General features: G+C 66.9%; 17 protein-coding genes. 11 read left to right on the forward strand and 6 right to left on the reverse strand.

The features are described from left to right. Nucleotides 1–34: 34 nt before the first annotated feature. Nucleotides 35–1,198, reverse strand: coding sequence for a PcfJ domain-containing protein (locus tag ACQR1H_RS17820; RefSeq protein WP_434907937.1), 1,164 nt, complete (start codon nucleotides 1,196–1,198; stop codon nucleotides 35–37). 255 nt (nucleotides 1,199–1,453) lie between these two features. Here ACQR1H_RS17820 and ACQR1H_RS17825 point away from each other — a divergent pair, with 255 nt between their 5' ends. The 6 genes from ACQR1H_RS17825 (at nucleotide 1,454) to ACQR1H_RS17850 (ending at nucleotide 5,937) form a co-directional block, all read left to right on the forward strand. Beyond that, nucleotides 1,454–2,416, forward strand: coding sequence for a PDR/VanB family oxidoreductase (locus ACQR1H_RS17825; RefSeq protein ID WP_316177996.1), 963 nt, complete (start codon nucleotides 1,454–1,456; stop codon nucleotides 2,414–2,416). Nucleotides 2,417–2,428: 12 nt separating this feature from the next. Then, complete coding sequence (locus ACQR1H_RS17830; RefSeq protein ID WP_315804485.1) at nucleotides 2,429–2,632, forward strand: hypothetical protein; 204 nt, start codon at nucleotides 2,429–2,431, stop codon at nucleotides 2,630–2,632. A 271-nt stretch (nucleotides 2,633–2,903) separates the two neighbouring features. After that, the gene (locus ACQR1H_RS17835; protein WP_315804484.1) at nucleotides 2,904–4,547 is read left to right on the forward strand and encodes a nitroreductase family protein; all 1,644 of its coding nucleotides are present in this window, start codon (nucleotides 2,904–2,906) and stop codon (nucleotides 4,545–4,547) included. A 65-nt stretch (nucleotides 4,548–4,612) separates the two neighbouring features. After that, nucleotides 4,613–5,356, forward strand: a complete 744-nt coding sequence (locus tag ACQR1H_RS17840; RefSeq protein WP_315804533.1) for an ankyrin repeat domain-containing protein — start codon at nucleotides 4,613–4,615, stop codon at nucleotides 5,354–5,356. Beyond that, nucleotides 5,353–5,670, forward strand: coding sequence for a hypothetical protein (locus ACQR1H_RS17845; RefSeq protein ID WP_315804483.1), 318 nt, complete (start codon nucleotides 5,353–5,355; stop codon nucleotides 5,668–5,670). The genes ACQR1H_RS17840 and ACQR1H_RS17845 overlap by 4 nt, the downstream gene beginning before the upstream one ends. Before the next feature lie 24 nt (nucleotides 5,671–5,694). After that, nucleotides 5,695–5,937 (forward strand): hypothetical protein, encoded by a 243-nt coding sequence (locus tag ACQR1H_RS17850; protein ID WP_315804482.1) that lies wholly within the window; start codon nucleotides 5,695–5,697, stop codon nucleotides 5,935–5,937. Nucleotides 5,938–6,057: 120 nt separating this feature from the next. Here ACQR1H_RS17850 and ACQR1H_RS17855 read toward each other — a convergent pair whose 3' ends face one another. Beyond that, nucleotides 6,058–6,507, reverse strand: a complete 450-nt coding sequence (locus ACQR1H_RS17855) for a Rieske (2Fe-2S) protein (protein ID WP_315804481.1) — start codon at nucleotides 6,505–6,507, stop codon at nucleotides 6,058–6,060. A 181-nt stretch (nucleotides 6,508–6,688) separates the two neighbouring features. On the opposite strand from ACQR1H_RS17855, the gene ACQR1H_RS17860 reads away from it, so the two are divergent. Further along, nucleotides 6,689–7,333 carry a glutathione S-transferase family protein gene (locus ACQR1H_RS17860; protein ID WP_315804480.1) on the forward strand — a complete coding sequence of 215 codons (645 nt, stop codon included), beginning with the start codon at nucleotides 6,689–6,691 and terminating at the stop codon, nucleotides 7,331–7,333. On the opposite strand, the gene ACQR1H_RS17865 is transcribed toward ACQR1H_RS17860, so the two are convergent. Both ACQR1H_RS17865 and ACQR1H_RS17870 read right to left on the reverse strand, forming a co-directional pair. Further along, nucleotides 7,334–9,052 (reverse strand): ATP-binding protein, encoded by a 1,719-nt coding sequence (locus tag ACQR1H_RS17865; protein WP_434864268.1) that lies wholly within the window; start codon nucleotides 9,050–9,052, stop codon nucleotides 7,334–7,336. It lies immediately after the preceding gene. A gap of 25 nt (nucleotides 9,053–9,077) precedes the next feature. Then, nucleotides 9,078–10,655, reverse strand: coding sequence for a flavin monoamine oxidase family protein (locus ACQR1H_RS17870; RefSeq protein WP_434907938.1), 1,578 nt, complete (start codon nucleotides 10,653–10,655; stop codon nucleotides 9,078–9,080). Between the two features lie 175 nt (nucleotides 10,656–10,830). Between ACQR1H_RS17870 and ACQR1H_RS17875 the strand changes: the two genes are divergently transcribed. The 4 genes from ACQR1H_RS17875 (at nucleotide 10,831) to ACQR1H_RS17890 (ending at nucleotide 14,101) form a co-directional block, all read left to right on the forward strand. After that, entirely contained in the window at nucleotides 10,831–11,235 is a 405-nt protein-coding gene (locus ACQR1H_RS17875; protein WP_315804532.1) for a nuclear transport factor 2 family protein, read from the forward strand. A gap of 277 nt (nucleotides 11,236–11,512) precedes the next feature. Continuing rightward, a complete protein-coding gene (locus ACQR1H_RS17880; RefSeq protein ID WP_315804531.1) occupies nucleotides 11,513–12,031 on the forward strand; it encodes a hypothetical protein in 519 nt (172 codons plus the stop codon). 66 nt (nucleotides 12,032–12,097) lie between these two features. Then, on the forward strand, nucleotides 12,098–12,289 hold the full coding sequence (locus ACQR1H_RS17885; RefSeq protein ID WP_315804477.1) for a hypothetical protein: 192 nt from the start codon (nucleotides 12,098–12,100) through the stop codon (nucleotides 12,287–12,289). Between the two features lie 192 nt (nucleotides 12,290–12,481). Then, nucleotides 12,482–14,101 carry a rhodanese-like domain-containing protein gene (locus tag ACQR1H_RS17890; RefSeq protein ID WP_409997968.1) on the forward strand — a complete coding sequence of 540 codons (1,620 nt, stop codon included), beginning with the start codon at nucleotides 12,482–12,484 and terminating at the stop codon, nucleotides 14,099–14,101. Between the two features lie 162 nt (nucleotides 14,102–14,263). Here the strand turns inward: ACQR1H_RS17890 and mmsB are convergent, their stop codons facing one another. After that, nucleotides 14,264–15,454 (reverse strand): multiple monosaccharide ABC transporter permease, encoded by a 1,191-nt coding sequence (gene mmsB, locus ACQR1H_RS17895; RefSeq protein WP_315755454.1) that lies wholly within the window; start codon nucleotides 15,452–15,454, stop codon nucleotides 14,264–14,266. Between the two features lie 21 nt (nucleotides 15,455–15,475). Beyond that, entirely contained in the window at nucleotides 15,476–17,026 is a 1,551-nt protein-coding gene (mmsA, locus tag ACQR1H_RS17900) for a multiple monosaccharide ABC transporter ATP-binding protein (protein WP_434907939.1), read from the reverse strand. Between the last annotated feature and the right edge of the window lie 25 nt (nucleotides 17,027–17,051).

Raw genomic sequence — 17,051 nt, forward strand, 5'->3', positions numbered from 1 at the left:
CACGACCTGCGCCGCCCGGAACGGGCGACGCAGATCATGTCTCCGGCAGGTCGATGCCGCGCGCCTTGGCCCAGCGCTCCAGCACCTTGCGCTCACCGGCGTGAGCCACGCGGTTGGCGAAGCCACGCACCTGCACCGCGCGACGCTGCCGATCGAGCTCGATCGTCAGCAGCCGCTGCGCCGCGCCGCCATGGCGATGCCGCAGCGACCAGATCGAGGAATGGCCGGCGATGCACCTCGTCGCGTAGCTCGACACGCAGTGACGCATGGCCCTGGACTCAGCGACGAGGTCCTCCGCGGTCCGCAGCTGCGTGATCACATATTCGTCACGCTTGGCGAAGGCCTTGGCCGACGGACTCCACGACCAGTCCGCGAGTTGCGCGCCCGGCCAATGCGCCGCAAGCTCCGCCGCCTGCGCTGCCGAACGGTGACGCGCCATCTCGGCACGCCGGCGCGCCGCCTCGATGCGGGCGATCACCGCGACATCGCGGTGCCATTCCCGCGCCAGCCGGCGCAGCGCCGCGAGCGAGCGGCCCTTGAGGCTGAACGCCCGCTCGCGCCGGCGACGATCGGCGATGTAGTCGCAGAGATCGTCGATCTCCTCGACGGTGGTCGGCTGCGCGCAGAAGAACTGCGCCGCCTCGCGCCAGAACGCGTGCTCGCCGCGCGGCGTCCGCGCGATCCGGGACCGGGTGATCCGCGACACGATCGCCGGATCGCCCGTGTAGGACCGCGCGATCGCCTGCCAGATCGCCTCGTCGAAGCCGACCTGCCCGAAAGGATGGAGGAAGCCGTGAACCTCCTTTCGCGACAGGAACGCCGACGCGCCAGCCTTGTACAGCGAGCCGCCACCGGCTGCCGCGATGTACCAGCGCTTGCGACGGACGATCTCGTCGTGGCCGAGCCCCGACGCCTCGATCCAGATCTGCTCCAGATGCGAAGGCACGGGATAGCGCGCGAACAGATGCCGCGCCGCCGCCAGCCGCAGGCGCGCGGCATCGCGCGTCTTGAGCTGCGGCTTCCAGCTCTCGGGATCCCGGATGATGTCGGCTTCGAAGCCACGCCCCGCCTCGCGGATCGCGTTGTGCAGATCCGGCGGCGGCCGCGTCGGCCGTGCCGCGCGGCGCAGCGTCAGCTCATAGGCTTCAACCCGCGCGCGCTCGGCCTCCTGCCGTCGTGCAATCGATGACTTTGCCATTGTCGTTCAACATGATCGAGAAACTATCAGCCGGACGCACTGCGGGCGTCGGCACGGATCGTGTCGCGCACAGTGGATTCGACATGGCTGATGGCCTCTCGCGTTGAACACCGTCGGGGTTGAAACGGGCGACGCTGATACATCCAATCTGCAGCGAGCACAAGCGGAAAAGCCGCCGCGCTCCGCGGCGAACGCGGTTTGGCCTCGCCCTTGCATCGGTTTCTCATGAGCCGGCTCGCAAGATGGAGTTGTCAGATGTCCGACAGCCTGCACACGGTCGTCGTGGCCAAGAAGGCCATCGAGGCGCACAACATGGCCTCGTTCGAGCTCGTTCCGGCGGACGATCAGCCGCTGCCGGGCTTCACCCCCGGCAGCCATATCGACGTCACATTGCCGAATGGACTGACGCGGCAATATTCACTGCTGAACAGCGCCTCAGAGCGCAACCGCTACTGCATCGGCGTGTGGAAGGACGGCAACAGCCGCGGCGGCTCCAAGGCGCTGCATCTCGACATCAACGAGGGCGACCGGCTGCAGGTCAGCCGCCCGCGCAACCGCTTCAAGATCCCCAAGGACACCAAGCGCGCCTTGCTCGTGGCGCGTGGCATCGGCGTGACGCCGATCCTGTCGATCGCCGACACGCTGAAGGCCAAGACCATCCCGTTCGAGCTGCACTACGTGTTCGCGCTGATGTCGCCGGACTCGTTCCGCGGCACCATCGAGGCGTCGCGTTTCGCCGAAGACACCAGATACTACAAGGAATCCAGCGAGGACAATCAGTTGCTGAAGGCCGCCGAGCTGCTGGCCGACCGGCCCGACGACACGCAACTGTTCATCTGCGGCGTCGACTGGTGGATGGATCCGATCATCGCGCTCGCCAGGCAGAAGGGCTTTGCCGAGGAGCGCATCCATGTCGAGCGGTTCACCGCCAAGGCGGCGGCCGCGCTGCTCGACAAGGTGTTCGACGTCACCATCAAGAGCACCGGCGCGACCTTCAAGATCCCCGGCGACAAGACCGTCACCGCCTTTCTCGAGGAGAACGGCGTCAAGATCGCGACCTCCTGCGAGCAAGGGATGTGCGGCACCTGCAAGACACGGGTGATCGACGGCGAGATCGATCATCGCGACAAGCGCCTCTCCGCGGCCCAGCGCGCCGAGGGCTATTTCCTGCCGTGCGTGTCGCGCGCTAAGGGCGACCGGCTGGTGCTCGATCTCTAGCAGGCATCCGCCGTGACCAGCGAGACCGATCTGTGGCAGACCGCGTGGATCATCGCCCAACAGCACGGGACCGAGGGGCCGGCGTTCGCGGCCCGCATGGCCGACAGCTTCAAGCTCGGCCACAAGCTCGCCGCGCATCGGGCGTGGCTGTCGATCGCGGCCAAGGTCACCGTGCTGATCGACGCCAGCGCATCGGCCGGCGCGCACCGGCATTGAAATGTCGAGAAGCCCACAGTTCCGGTCGCGCTGTTCGGAATCGGACACGCTCTCCCGTCGCGTCACTCCGAGACGATGCGCAGCGAGGCGCTTGGATTCCAGATCCACCGGCCGTGGCGATGAGCTCCGAGCCCGCGCCCGACCGGCGCATTCCAAAATGACGATGCGGAGGCAGTTGCGGCCGTTCGGAACGGTTCTTGCTCCGCCCGACGCCGTTACCGAGCGACCGTCCAACATGCGCGACCGCGCAGGTCGCGCCTTGTGAGGAAGCATGTCCGTGTCATCGTCCGGCACGGCGGACGTCCCAGCCGCCGCCGACATCGCGTTGGCCTATCACGCCCGCACCAAGCACAGTCTCAAGCGCTATGCGGCGGGACCCGAGACGCTGGACTGGGACGCGCAGCCGAATCCGTTCCGCGAGTTTGCCGGCAGCCCTCGGCTGCATCTGCCGCTGACCTCGGACCGTCTCGCCGTGAGCTTCGCCGAGGCCTGCGACGCCACGGCGCCGGTCCAGCCGTTGACGATCGACCGCGTCGCACTGCTGCTGGAGCTTTCGTTCGGACTGGCCGCATGGAAGGAGCTTGGCCCGGACCGCTGGGCGCTGCGCTGCAATCCCTCCAGCGGCAATCTGCATCCGACCGAGGCCTATGTCATCGCGGAGAACGTGCCGGGGCTCAGCGACGGTCTTCACCACTATGTCAGCCGCGATCACGCGCTCGAGCAACGTTGCCGTCGCGGCACGACATCGCCTGGCGAGCCGCGACTGTGGCTCGCGCTGTCCTCGATCCATTGGCGCGAGGCGTGGAAATATGGCGAGCGCGCGTTCCGCTACTGCCAGCTCGACCTCGGACATGCGATCGGCGCCGTCAGCTACGCCGCCGCTGCGCTGGGCTGGAGCGCGCACGTGATCGACGGCATCGACAGCGCGCAACTCGCAGCACTAATGGGACTCGATCGCGCGGATGATTTCGCCGGCGTCGAGACCGAGGACGCCGATGTGCTGCTCGCGATCGTGCCGCGCGATGCGCGCTCTCGGCCGCCGACAGCCCTGCCATCGCCGGCCAAGATCGACGACAGTTGGAAGGGCCAGGCGAACCGGCTCGATCGCCATCCGCTCTATCGCTGGCCCGTCATTCCCGAGGTGAGCACGGCCACGGCCGGTGCGGCGCAGGATGCGGTCTCCGTTCCGTCGCAGTGCCCGCCGCTGCCGCGGCGGTCAGGCGCGCGCGCGGCCCAGCTCATTCTCAGCCGGCGCAGCGCGCAGCGCTTCGACGCCAGATTCACGATGGATCTCGCAGCGTTCCTTCACCTTCTCGACGCGCTGCTGCCGCGCGCCGCGCCGCCATGGACCGCCTGGCCATTCGCGCCACGGCTGCATCCGCTGCTGTTCGTCCACCGCGTCGACGGCCTCACGCCCGGGCTCTATGCGCTACCGCGCAACGGCGAGGCGGAGAGCAGCCTGCGGCGCGCGCTGCGTCCCGACTTCGACTGGCAGCACGTCGAGCGCGCAGCCGACCATCTGCCGTTGTTCCGGCTGCTGCCGACCGACAGCCGCGGCGTGATCCGCACCGCGAGCTGTCACCAGGCGATCGCGGGCGATAGCTGCTTTGCGATGGCGATGCTCGCCGAGTTCACGCCTGCCGTGAGCGACCATCCGTGGCGCTATCGGCAACTGCATTGGGAGGCCGGCCTGATCGGCCACGTACTCTACCTTGAAGCCGAAGCGGCGGGCCTGCGCGGCACCGGCATCGGCTGCTTCTTCGACGACTCCGTGCACGAGATGCTCGGCGTCGTCGCAGCCGATTTCCAGACGCTCTACCACTTCACCGTCGGCCGTGCCCTGACCGATGACCGCATCACGACACTGGCCGCCTATCCGGGCCGCACACGCAACGAAGCGGGAGACCTGCGATGAGACCGCGCATTCCGTACCAGCGCATCGACGTCGACCACGCGGCCGAGCTGCTGCAGCGCGACGACGTGCTGCGCATCGACGTCCGCGACCCCGCCTCGTTCGACACTGCGCATTTGCCCGGCGCGCGGCATCTCACCCAGCGCAATCTCTCCGAAATCATCGCCGGCACGACCAAGCGCACGCCGATCCTGATCTACTGCTATCACGGCAATGCCAGCCAGGAGTATGCGCAGACCTTCTCCGATTTCGGCTTCGCGGAGGTCTATAGCCTCGACGGCGGCTATGAGGCGTGGCGCCAGCGTTATCCCGCGCGGAGCGGCGCGGCGAACGTCGGTCCGGCCCTGGCGGCGTGGCTCGCCGCCGAGGGCTTTCCCGCCGACGACGTCGACGCCATCATCGCCAATCGCACCACGCCGCTGATGAAGGCGGCACATCTCGGCAACGTCGCCGTCATCCGCGAGCTGCTCGCTGCCGGCGCCGACGTCACCGCCAGGAACGCCGACGGCAACAACGCAGTGTGGCTCGCCTGCGTCGGCCGGCATCTCGCCGCCATCGACGCGCTGGTCGAGGCCGGCATCGATCTCGACAACAGCAACGACAATGGTGCCACCGCGCTGATGTATGCGTCGTCCTCCGGCAAGGCCGAAATGGTCGCGCATCTGCTGGCCAAGGGCGCGGACATCAGCACCGAGACGCTGGACGGCTTTTCCGCGCTCGACATGGCCGCCTCGCTCGAATGCCTCACCTTGCTGCGCCGCGCCGCCAAAGCGGCGGCGTCGAAGGCGGCCGCGCCCGAGGCCCGGCCATGAGCGTCATCGAGCACGATTTCGGCATGCAGCAGCGCCAGGTCGAACGCCGGTTTCGCACGCTGCTCAGCCTCGATGCGCTGCACGAGGCCAATGTCCGCGCCAATCCCATTCCCTATCTGGAGCGCGCCAGCGAGCGCATCTATCAGCTCGAGAAGGCCCTGTTCGAGGCGATGCAGGCGGTGACGGCCGCGATCGATGACGGCGGCGGCGAGATGGTCAGCATCGGCAAGGCCGAGCATCAGCGCCTGCGGCAATGCCGGGAGATCGTCGCGCGCGCTTATGCGCAACTGGTCGCCGATCAGCCCGAAACCTGAGGCAACGACGAAATGGAGATCGAAATGTCGAGTGACGGCTTCTTCGTGGACTGGGACGGCAATCTGCGCAGTGCCGCCGATCCCGGCGGCGGCTATCTGTGCGACATCGACACGGTCGCGCGCTATGTCGCGGTGACGACGAAGAACGGCACGCTGGTGCACGAGGCGACGTTCTTCAAGACCAAGGCCGATGTCGAGAAAGCCGGCATCAAGGCGCCGCTGGTGCCCGGAAGTCATCCGTGGGGCGCGAAGGCGGATGGGTTCTGAGCCCCCATCACCGTGACGACGTCGTTGCGAGCGCAGCGAAGCAATCCACGACCACGCGCGCGGCCCTGGATTGCTTCGTCACCCCCGCTCCACGCAATGACGGGCGGATGGAAGAATGCCTCACTCGGGATGGATCATGATCTCCATGGTCTCGTCGAGATCATCGAACGGATCGGGAAAGCTCGTATCCTCCACCAGCGCGACGCCGCACAGGCAGACCTCGCCGTCGATGACCGCGAGCGCGATCGGCTCCAGGCTCTGGCCCTCGCAATCACCGCTGGTACACAATCCGGTGTCGATCTCGAAGATCGCGCCATGGCGGCCACAGCGCAGCATCGTGCGCTCCGCGTTGAAGAATTGGCCGCTGCCGATGTTCAGCCATTTGCCTTCGTGCGGGCAGCTGTTGACATAGCCGACGAAGCCGCCGGACACGGTATGGATGATCACGATCGGAAACGGCCGCGCCTCGCCATTGTCGCCGATCCGCGACAGGCTGAACGCCCTGGCTTCACCCGGCGCGATGCTCGTCGTCGGACAGATGACGAAGACTTCCGGCTCACGTTCCGTCATGCGCGACGCTCCCTCAACGAGGCGACGGAGCTGCGGGACCGTGAAGAGTCTCCTGTCGCAAACCTGACGGCAGCGGCCCGAACTGGCGGGCCTCGGCGCGTCACTCTCGATCTGTCCCGATCCTTGCATGAAGCATGCCGCCTGCGCGCGCGATGTCGGCTTGGAGACAATGATGGCCACGATGAAGTTGTATATGACGCCGGGATCGTGCTCGACCGGCATCCACATCATCCTCGAAGAGCTCGAGGAGGTGTTCGAGGCCCATATCGTCAATCTCCCGGCCGGAGACAATTTCAAACCCGATTATGTGGCCATCAACCCGAAATCGACGATTCCGGCGCTGGTGCGCAGCGACGGCAGTGTGCTGACGGAAGTGCCGGCGATCGCCTATTGGCTCGGCCGCTCGCGGCCACGCGCCGGATTATGGCCTTCGGATATCGAGACCGAAACGCGGCTGCTCGAAGCCATGAGCTACATTGCCGGTACCGTGCATGGCCACGGCTTCGCGCGCATTTTTGCGACGCCGACCTTCACCCGCAACGAGGCCGACCAGGAGTCCGTGCGCGCGCTCGGCCGCAACATCGTCGTGAAAGGCTTCGCAGTGCTCGACAAGATGCTCGGCACGCGGCCCTATCTCGGCGGCGAATTCTCCGTGGCGGATCCGATCCTGTTCTACGTCGCGTTCTGGGCCGACAAGACCGGCATTGCGCTGCCGGCCAACCTGCTCGCGCACTACCGGCGGATGCTGGCGCGGCCGGTCGTGCAGCGGGTGCTGCGCGAGGAAGGCTACAATCCGGCGACGCTGGGGCAGACGACGACGCCGTGACTACTCCGCGGCTTCCGGCAGCAGCGCGTGGTCTCCGAGATCGATGCCGCGGAAGATGGCGCAGCGGCGGAAGACCTCGATGGTCGGACCGACGCCCTTGTGGTGGCAGTATTTGGCGACCAGCTTGGCCAGCCCCTTGATGTCGCGGCCCGAGGCACCCGGGAACGTCTCCACCAGCAGCTCCACCAGGCCGGCATCGATCTTCAAGCCGAACTGCTCGCACATCACCCGCCAGATCCGGCCGCGCGCTGCGGCGTCCGGCGCCTGGAACTTGATCAACGCAATGCAGCGCGACACGATGGCTTCGTCGATGTCGTCGATGCGGTTCGTCGTGAGGAACAACAGCCCATTGAAATATTCCAGCACGCGCAGGAACACGCCGACGACGGCATTCATCGTCATGTCGTCCTCGCGCCGCTTGATGTAGACGTCGGCCTCGTCGATCAGCATGACCGCGCCCCAGCGCTGCGCCCGGGTCAGCGCATCCTTCAGCGCGCCCTCCATTGCCGCGACGTTCAGCCCGAGCTGGCCGGAATGCACGCGATAGAGCGGCCGCCCGATGATCTCGGCGTAGACCTCCGCCGTCAGCGTCTTGCCGACCCCGGGCGGGCCTGCGCACAGCACCGTAGTGCCGCCCGACTTGCCGGCGACGATGTCGTCCATCAGCAGGTCCATCTCGGCCGTGAGAATGTCGATCAGGTCGGTCTGCTCCTCCGGCAGCACCAGCTTCTGCTTGAGCTCGGGCTGATAGGCGTAAGGCACCATGTCGTCGGCGTGCACCCAGAGATAATGGTGCAGGTCGAGATGGAACATCAGCATGTAGGGATGGACGGGGATCTTGCAGAAGAGGCCCTTCGGGATCGCCGCCCTGGAGTCCGCGACCTCCTGCTCGGCATCATAGAGATTGCTCTTGGCGGCCTTGCGCAGGTACTGCCCGAGAATGTCGCCGGTGACCTCGAGCGTCAGCGCCCGCTCGGTGAGAACGCCCTCGTCGTTGACGAGGCGCGCGCTGCCGCCGCCCGACGACAGCACGATCACGTCCTTGCGCGACCAGTCCATGTCGCGATGCGAGGAGTTCGGATCATCGGCGAAGAAGCCGATGCCGCGGCCGGAGAACTGCGCGCCATAGCGGCCGCGCCAGGCGAAGTACCGCTCGGCCGTCTCATCGTAGGCGGATATCAGCTCGGGCGTCTCCTTGAGGAAGCCCTTGGCGGCGAAGATCTCGGCGACCGTCCTGCCGACGATGTCGCCGGCGGAGATGCGCAAGGTGGACGTGGTGATCGCGCCCTTGGCATTGGCCTTGAGCTCGATGAAGACGCGGCCGGCCTCGTCGTTCGACGGCGCCGTGTAGTCGAGCCGCGTCACGACATAGGGCAACGGACGGCTGGCGACGTTGGCGGTGAACATCCAGCCGCGGATGGCGCCCGAGATCAGGTAGCGCGCAATCGCCGGCAGCACCGATTCCAGCTCGTGCTCGGCGAAGCGGGCGCCGGAATCGGCAAAGGCGCGCTGCAGGGTCGCGATCTGCGCCGCACGGGCGTGCCATTCGGGACCGGCCTTCTGGTAGCTGTCGCGCAGGAAGTCGAGCTCGGCGGTCGCGAGCTGCGCCACGTCGACCTCGACCCTGTCGCCGAAGCGCAACTGCTCCTTCAGCGAGGCGAGGTGCGGAAAGGCCGCCGCCATCGCCTCGATGGTGGGACGTTCGATCTGCAGCTTCATGTTGCGCACCTCGATGCCGTCCCACTCACGACGGCACTCTCGTCGGCGGGCGCAGCGCCGCGTCCGCCTTCGCCAGCAGCAGGCGGTTCGCGGCGAGCGAGAATTCCTGCCAGGCGGCGGCGATGTCGCGCAGGATCGTCTGCACATAATCCTTCGACGGCTTGTGCTCGAACGGAAAGTTCGACAGCGCGCAGGACGTGCGGTTGAAGGCTATGGCATCGTCGAGCAGCGACTGCATGACATCGCGAAACGGCTTCTGGATCTCCGGCATCAGGGCGGAGCGGCCGCGCTCGACGGCAACGTCGCGCATGTCGAAGGTCAGTGCGTCCAGCACCTGCAGCGCCGCAGCGAACACCTGCTCGGTGGCTCCGAGAAGAGCGAGCTGGGTCAGTTGCTCGCGCTGCTGCGCGGCGAGGCCGCGATTGAGCCGCTGCCGATAGTCGTCGAACGCGGCGTCACGCTGCGCGGCGACCCAGGCGCCGAACCAGGCGAGGCTCGCGGCGTTGCCCGACAGCCCGTCGCCGGTCGCGGCGACCGCGCGCGGCGCGGCGGTCTCGCCGATGCCCCGGGCGATCGCGCGCTCGATGCGCCTGGCGGCGTTCAGCGCTCCTTCGAGATAGCCGGCCGCGTGGCTTGCGGTTTCGGCGCCACCGAGATGCAGCCGCCCGTCCCACAGCGCCCGCCGCAGCATCGGGTTGGCGATCTCGCGGTGCTCGCCGCGTGGCGTGGTGCGATCCAGTGCGCTGCAAGTGAAGCGCTCGGCCGCCCAGTCCTGGTAGTGCTGCTCGCCGCCTTCCAGCGCGGAGCCGAACAACTGCACCATCTGGCTGTCCATCAGCAACGGCAGCCCGACGCTGAAGGCCGCGCGCAGATCGGGCGAGAACGCGAGAAAGCCGCCGAGCGCAGCGCGGTCGCCGCCCGCATCGCAGGCATCGAAGATCTCGCCGATCACGGCCTGCTCGTGGCTGACGAACGCATTGCCGGATCGGCCCTGGTCGCGCCAATGCGCCTGGTCGTAGGCGATCACGACCTTGGCCTGCGCCGCCATCCAGGTCTCGGCGCCACGCATCGCCTCGAAGGTCGCGTCGTCCAGCTCGGGAAAGAAGCCGACGTGGTCGATCAGCAGCCGCGGCGGCAGCGCGAGCACGGCGCGCCTCGCCTCGATCGCGACCGATTCCGTTGCTGTGGCGAAGATCAGCCGCACATGCGTGCCGCAGTCGACGATGCGCATCAGCTCATGGCCGAGATGGATAAAGGGCTGCGGCAGATCGCGTGCCAGCGCCTCGATCAATTTCGCCATGCCGCCGGAGAGCCGGCGCGCGCCCTGGTGGACCGGCGGCCCGCCGATCTGCTCGGCCGGCTTGTCCGCCTCTCTCAGATGAAGATGCGTGCCATCATCGTGCTGGGCAAAGTCGGACAGGCCGAGCTCCGCGACCAGGCCGGCGAGCAGCGGCTGGGTGTCCGGCCAGAACCAGGTCGGGCCGAGGTCCAGCGCAAGCCCGCCCTTGCTCCTGGCCGACAGCACCCGCCCGCCCAGGCGATGTCGGGCTTCGAACAAAGCGAACGTGCTGCCGCGCTGCTGCAGGCTGCGCGCGAGTGCCATTCCGCACAATCCACCTCCGACAATGGCCGTTTCGAGCATGGCAGGACCTCGGCTGATGCGTTGCGATCGCGTCTCGACCGGGTCCTGCAAAAAGCTTGCAAGTTTTTGCAGGCGCGCGCGTGTGCGTTTCCAAACATTGCTTGATTTTCGCAACGGCTTGGCTCACCTCATCACAATGAGCGACGAGCGCGAGATCCTGGCCGCCAATGCGGCCTTCTATGCTGCCTTCACGGACGGTGATTTCGCGGCGCTCGTCGCCCTCTGGGCCGATCGCGACGGTATCTCCTGCATTCATCCCGGCTGGCCGGCGATCGTCGGCCGCGCCGCCGTGATCGGCAGCTGGCGCGATATCCTCGCCAACCCGGGCCGGCCGAACATCGTCTGTGCGGATCCGCACGCGATCGTCAGCGGCGATCATGGTCACGTGCTCTGCATCGAGCTGGTGGATGGCGCGGCGCTCGCCGCGGCCAATCACTTTGCGCGCATCGACGGCGCCTGGCGGATGATCCACCACCAATCCAGCCCGATCGCGCAGCTCGCGACACCGGAAGACGACGCCGACGGCCATCGCCTCCACTGATCGTCGCATCTGGCACGAAACTTGATGTGTCCTCCCTGACCGGCAGCAATGTCGGAGATTGTTGATTTTCGTCGCGTCGGATTCGGACCGGATGTCCGTCTCCACGCAAGGCGATCTGCGAAGGCTGCGACCAGCAGTGTGCAGATGCCGACGGGAGACACGTGATGGCACGCGTTCTGACCGCCTATCTGAAGCGCAGCGATGTGCCGACGCGCACAGCGTTGCAGCACGCCATCGACCTCACGTTCGGCCAGGCGCGGGGAGCACTGGGATGAACATCACGGCTCCGCTACAGCCGACCGCGATCCACGCCGTTCCCGCCGAGCTCTGCGACTGCGGCTTCCGCTTGCTGATGATCAGGCAGTTCAACGTCGGCGCCGTGCCGCCGGCGTTCGCCATCATCGATCAGCGCGTCATGCGGATGCCGCAACGGCTCGGACGCCACGGCGTGTCGTTTGCCGCGACGTTCCTGCCCGAGGTGATGGCGTGGCTGATCGATCACCTCGGCCGTCCCTCGCTGCATGATGAGACCGGCCGCTCCTATCGCAATCCGCGCTGGCCGGTGGTGTGCTGGCATGACCAGGAACGCTACTGGCCGAGCGGCGCAGTCACGGTCGAGTGGTTCGCCGAGGTCGCGTTCCAGGATCACGCCTCTTGGATGGCGTTCCGTACCCATTGGCATGACGACCTGATGGGACGGAATGGCGACGTTCACGCCTCCGGTGGAGAAGCAGAGCTGTGCGACGAACGCGCAGCGGGAAAGGAATTTGCCGGCGAGGCGTTACAGCGAGCATGATTTGTCAAAGTCGGGGCGACGGCTTCAACGGCCCTTGTCCAGGCAGTCCTGCCGCGTGATAGTCGAGTGGCCACAGCAGTTGCGGAGGATCTCGTGCGCTACGTCTCGTGGTTTGAAGGCTGGCTCGGCACCTTCCGTTCCGAGCGCATGTCGGAGCAGAGAACGACCGAACGAAACGCCGCCGTTCTTCCGCGGCGGTCCGCCGGGCTCTCGAGCGAGGACCTGTTCTACATCGCCATGCTGGGACCGCACGTCTGACCGGCGCTGCTGCCGAGCGCAATCAGGGGCGGCGGGCTGGACAAACGGCCGCCATGCCGCCACACAGGTGCGACATCCCATGCGCCCCGGCCCGGGCTGCGCACCGTGATTGCCGCTCCATGCCGCAGGTTTGCTCCACGGACGCATGAACGGTTCCGGAGACCGCGGCGGAGCCCACCTGCGGACTCCCGAATGACATCCCCGACAATTCCTGACCTGCCCCGCAATGCACCTGATCAACTGCGCCTGATGGCTCCGACCGAGTTGCGGCGGCGCTGGCGCGCCGGCGAGGAGGTGGCGCTGCTCGACGTCCGCGAGGAAGGCCCCTATTCGCTGTCGCACCCGTTCTTCGCGGTGTCGCTGCCGCTGTCGCAGATCGAGCTGCGCATCCTCGATCTCGTGCCGCGGCTAAACGTGCCTGTCGTCGTCTATGACGATGACGAAGGCTATGCCGCGCGCGCGGTGCCGCGCATCCGGGCGCTGGGCTACACCGACGTGTCGGTCCTCGATGGCGGACTGTCCGGCTATGCGCGCCATGGCGAGGTGTTCCGCGACGTCAACGTGCCGAGCAAAGCGTTCGGCGAATTGGTCGAGGCGATCAGGCACACGCCGTCGCTGTCGGCCGACGAAGCCAAGGGGCTGATCGAGCGCGAGTCGAATCTGGTCGTGCTCGACGCCCGCCGCTTCGAGGAATACCGCACCATGAGCATTCCGCGCGGGGTCAGTGTCCCCGGCGGCGAGCTGGCGTTCCGGGCGCGCGAGCTGGCGCCCTCGCCCGATACCACGATCATCGTCAACTGCGCCGGACGCACGCGCTCGATCATCGGCACGCAGTCGCTGATCAATGCCGGGCTGCCGAACAAGATCTACGCGCTGCGCAACGGCACAATCGGCTGGACCCTGGCCGGCCATCAGGTCGAGCGCGGCAGGACCGCGCGCATGCTGGAGCGGCCAGCGGCGAGCTACGCGACCGCGCTGGCTGATGCCAAGGCCTGGGCCGAGCGCGTCGGCGTCGGCGTGCTGGATGCCGCGACTTTCGCGCGCCATCAGGCCGAGGCCGGAACGCGCACGCTGTATTGCCTCGACGTTCGCACGCCCGAGGAATATGCCACCTCGCATCCGGCTGGCTTCGCGTCGGCGCCGGGCGGCCAGCTGGTGCAAGCGACCGACGAATGGGTCGGCGTGCGCGGCGCCCGCCTGGTGCTGTTCGATGATGACGGCGTGCGCGCGCGCATGACGGCGTCGTGGCTCAAGCAGATGGGCTGGGACGTGTCGGTCGTGGGACCGGATGTCGTTGCAGCCACCGAAACCGAAATCCGCGCCGCACGCCGGCCGCCGCTGCCGCAACTTGGCGAAGCGACCATCAGCGCCGAGCAACTCGCGGCCGATGCGGCGGCGTGGACCGTCGTCGATCTCACACGCAGTCCGAGCTACAAGGCCGGGCACATTCCCGGCGCACATTTCGTGCTGGCGTCGCGCTTTGCCAACGATCTGGCCAAGCTGCCCGGCAGTAGCGCAGTCGTGCTGACCAGCGATGACGGCGCCGAGGCGGCTTTCGCGCTGGCCGACGCACGGGCTGCGACGCCGCGCGAGGTCCGCGTGCTTTCAGGTGGCACGCGCGCATGGACGGCCGCGGGTCACGCATTGGAGACGGAGCGGCAGTCCCGGATCTCGCTTGCCGACGACGTCTACAAGCGGCCCTATGAGGGCACCGACAACGCGGCCGAAGCGATGCAGGCCTATATCGACTGGGAGCTGCAGCTCGTCGCCCAGCTCGCCAACGATAGCGTGTCGAATTTCCACGTGGTGTAGGTCTGATGAATGCGTAGGGTGGGCAAAGCCGCATTCGCAGCGCGAATGCGGCATGCCCACCGTGTCGCTACGCGGATAGAGAAAGGCGGTGGGCACGCGCCGCCTTGCGGCGGCGCTTTGCCCACCCTACCGCGCAGCGTCGCCGGACGCTGCGCGCCGAACTCAGCGGCGCTGGTTGTAGACGTCGATGCAGACGGCGCCGAGCAGCACCAGGCCCTTGATGACCTGCTGATAGTCGATGCCGATGCCGAGGATGGACATGCCGTTGTTCATCACGCCCATGATCATGGCGCCGATGACAGCGCCGCCGACCCGCCCCACGCCGCCATAGGCCGAGGCGCCACCGATGAAGCACGCCGCGATGACGTCGAGCTCAAAGCCGAGACCGGCCTTCGGCGTCGCCGTGTTGAGACGCGCGGCAAAGATCAGGCCGGCCAGTGCCGCCAGCACACCCATGTTGACGAAGGTCATGAACACCAGCCGCTCGGTCTTGATGCCGGACAGCTTGGCGGCCTTGGCGTTGCCGCCGACCGCATAGATCTGCCGGCCGACCACGGTGCGGCGGGTCATGAAGCCGTAGAGCGCGATCAGCGCGGTCATGATGACCAGCACGTTGGGCAGGCCGCGATGCGAGGCGATCAGGTAGGTGAAATACATCAGGGCGCCGGCCAGCACGACGTTCTTGGCAGCGAAGAATCCGAACGGCTCGACCTCGATGCCGTGCTCCACCTCGCGCGCGCGGCCCTTGACGCTGGCATAGACCAGGATGAGCGTCAGCACCGCCCCGATCGCGAGCGAGGTGGGATAAAGGTGCGCCGCGCTCGGCATGAACTCAGGGATGAAGCCGGACGACAGCTTCTGGAACGTGCCCGGGAACGGCCCGACCGACTGCCCCTGCAGCAGAGCCAGCGCCAGCCCCTTGAACACCAGCATGCCCGCCAGGGTCACGATGAAGGAGGGAATGCCGAAATAGGCCACCCAATAGCCCTGCGCGGCGCCGATCGCGGCGCCGACGATCAGGCAGGCGATGATCGCGAGCGGGAAGTCGACGTGATAGCGCACCATCAGCACGGCGGCGACCGCGCCGACGAAGCCCGCGACCGAGCCGACCGACAGGTCGATGTGCCCGGTGACGATCACCAGCAGCATGCCCAGCGCCATGATGACGATGTAGCTGTTCTGCAGCACCAGGTTGGTGAGGTTGAGCGGCTGCAGCAGGGTGCCGTCCGTCATGAACTGGAAGAACAGCATGATCACGAACAGCGACAGCAGCATGCCGTAGCTGCGCAGATTATTCTTCAGGAAGCCGCTGTGCGACTTCTCCTCCGGGAGCGAAACCGTCTTGTCGGTCATTGCTGGCGTCCTCCCGGCCGCTTACGCGGCCGTCTCCTGGTTCTTGATGGTTTCGTTGCGCATGATGGCGCGCATGATCTTTTCCTGCGTCGCCTCCGGCCCGGCGAACTCGCCGACGAAGGCGCCGTCATTCATCACGCAGATGCGGTCGCAGATCCCGAGCAGCTCCGGCATCTCCGAGGAGATCACCACCACACCTCGGCCGGCATCGGCGAGCTCCTGGATGATACAGTAAATCTCGTACTTTGCGCCAACGTCGATGCCGCGCGTCGGCTCGTCCAGGATCAAGACCTTGGGATCGGTCATCAGCCATTTCGACAGCACGACCTTCTGCTGGTTGCCGCCGGAGAGCTGGCCGGCCTCCTGGTAGACGTCCGAGCAGCGGATCCGCATCCGGCCGCGGTAACCGGACGCTGCCTTGAGCTCGGCGATGTCGTCGATCACGCCCTTCGGCGCGACCTGGGAGAGAGACGCCAGGGTGATGTTCTTGCGGACGTCGTCGGCCAGGATCAGGCCGAGCTGCTTGCGGTCCTCGGTGACATAGGCGAGGCCGGCATCGATCGCCGCCGGCACGCTGTTGAGAGTGACGTCGTGGCCTTCGAGGCGGGCGCGGCCGGTGATGTTGATGCCCCAGGAGCGGCCGAACAGGCTCATGGCGAATTCGGTGCGCCCCGCCCCCATCAGGCCGGCGATGCCGACGATCTCGCCGCGGCGGACCTGGAAGTCGACGTTCTTGATCACCTGGCGATCGGTATGCTGCGGGTGGTAGACCGACCAGTTCTCGACCGTGAACACGGGCTCGCCGATCTTGGGTTGCCGCTCCGGGAAGCGGTGCGCCATGTCGCGATTGACCATGCTCTTGATGATGCGGTCCTCCAGGACCGGCTCGGCGCGGCAGTCGATGCTGTCGACGCTGCGCCCGTCGCGCAGCACCGTGATGCGGTCGGCGACGCGGGCGACCTCGTTGAGCTTGTGCGTGATCAGGATCGAGGAGATGCCCTGCTCGCGGAAGGCGACGAGGCGGTCGAGCAGCGCCTGGCTGTCGGCCTCGTTCAGGCTCGCCGTCGGCTCGTCCAGGATCAAGAGCTTGACGCGCTTGGACAGCGCCTTGGCGATCTCCACGAGCTGCTGCTTGCCGACACCGAGATCAGTGATCAGTGTATCCGGCGATTCCTTCAGGCCGACCTGGGCCAGCAATTGCTGGGTGCGCCGGTAGACCTCGTCGCGATCGATGACGCCAAAGCGCTGCGGCGCATGCGACAGGAAGATGTTCTCGGCGATCGACATCAGCGGGATCAGCGCGAGCTCCTGGTGGATGATGATGATGCCGAGCGCCTCGGAATCGTTGATGTCGCGGAAGCGCCGCTCCTCGCCCTCGAAGATGATCTGGCCCTCGTAACGGCCATAGGGATAGACGCCGCTGAGCACCTTCATCAAGGTCGACTTGCCGGCGCCGTTCTCGCCGACCAAAGCGTGGATCTCACCCGCCTCGACCGTGAAGCTGACGTCGCGGAGCGCCTGCACGCCCACGAAGCTCTTGCTGACGCCGCGCATTTCGAGGATTGCCGTCATCGCTCTGTATCCCGCAACTTGAGCC

It is taken from the genome of Bradyrhizobium sp. HKCCYLRH2015 (assembly GCF_051168215.1).
Lineage (GTDB): Bacteria > Pseudomonadota > Alphaproteobacteria > Rhizobiales > Xanthobacteraceae > Bradyrhizobium.

Excerpts from the sequence above, each read along its gene's own strand:
- ACQR1H_RS17820 (WP_434907937.1), bottom strand. The coding sequence starts at position 1,198 with ATGGCAAAGTCATCGATTGCACGACGGCAGGAGGCCGAGCGCGCGCGG.
- ACQR1H_RS17825 (WP_316177996.1), top strand. The coding sequence starts at position 1,454 with ATGTCCGACAGCCTGCACACGGTCGTCGTGGCCAAGAAGGCCATCGAG.
- ACQR1H_RS17835 (WP_315804484.1), top strand. The coding sequence starts at position 2,904 with ATGTCCGTGTCATCGTCCGGCACGGCGGACGTCCCAGCCGCCGCCGAC.
- ACQR1H_RS17845 (WP_315804483.1), top strand. The coding sequence starts at position 5,353 with ATGAGCGTCATCGAGCACGATTTCGGCATGCAGCAGCGCCAGGTCGAA.
- ACQR1H_RS17850 (WP_315804482.1), top strand. The coding sequence starts at position 5,695 with ATGTCGAGTGACGGCTTCTTCGTGGACTGGGACGGCAATCTGCGCAGT.
- ACQR1H_RS17855 (WP_315804481.1), bottom strand. The coding sequence starts at position 6,507 with ATGACGGAACGTGAGCCGGAAGTCTTCGTCATCTGTCCGACGACGAGC.
- ACQR1H_RS17860 (WP_315804480.1), top strand. The coding sequence starts at position 6,689 with ATGAAGTTGTATATGACGCCGGGATCGTGCTCGACCGGCATCCACATC.
- ACQR1H_RS17865 (WP_434864268.1), bottom strand. The coding sequence starts at position 9,052 with ATGAAGCTGCAGATCGAACGTCCCACCATCGAGGCGATGGCGGCGGCC.
- ACQR1H_RS17870 (WP_434907938.1), bottom strand. The coding sequence starts at position 10,655 with ATGGCACTCGCGCGCAGCCTGCAGCAGCGCGGCAGCACGTTCGCTTTG.
- ACQR1H_RS17875 (WP_315804532.1), top strand. The coding sequence starts at position 10,831 with ATGAGCGACGAGCGCGAGATCCTGGCCGCCAATGCGGCCTTCTATGCT.
- ACQR1H_RS17890 (WP_409997968.1), top strand. The coding sequence starts at position 12,482 with ATGACATCCCCGACAATTCCTGACCTGCCCCGCAATGCACCTGATCAA.
- mmsB (WP_315755454.1), bottom strand. The coding sequence starts at position 15,454 with ATGACCGACAAGACGGTTTCGCTCCCGGAGGAGAAGTCGCACAGCGGC.
- mmsA (WP_434907939.1), bottom strand. The coding sequence starts at position 17,026 with ATGACGGCAATCCTCGAAATGCGCGGCGTCAGCAAGAGCTTCGTGGGC.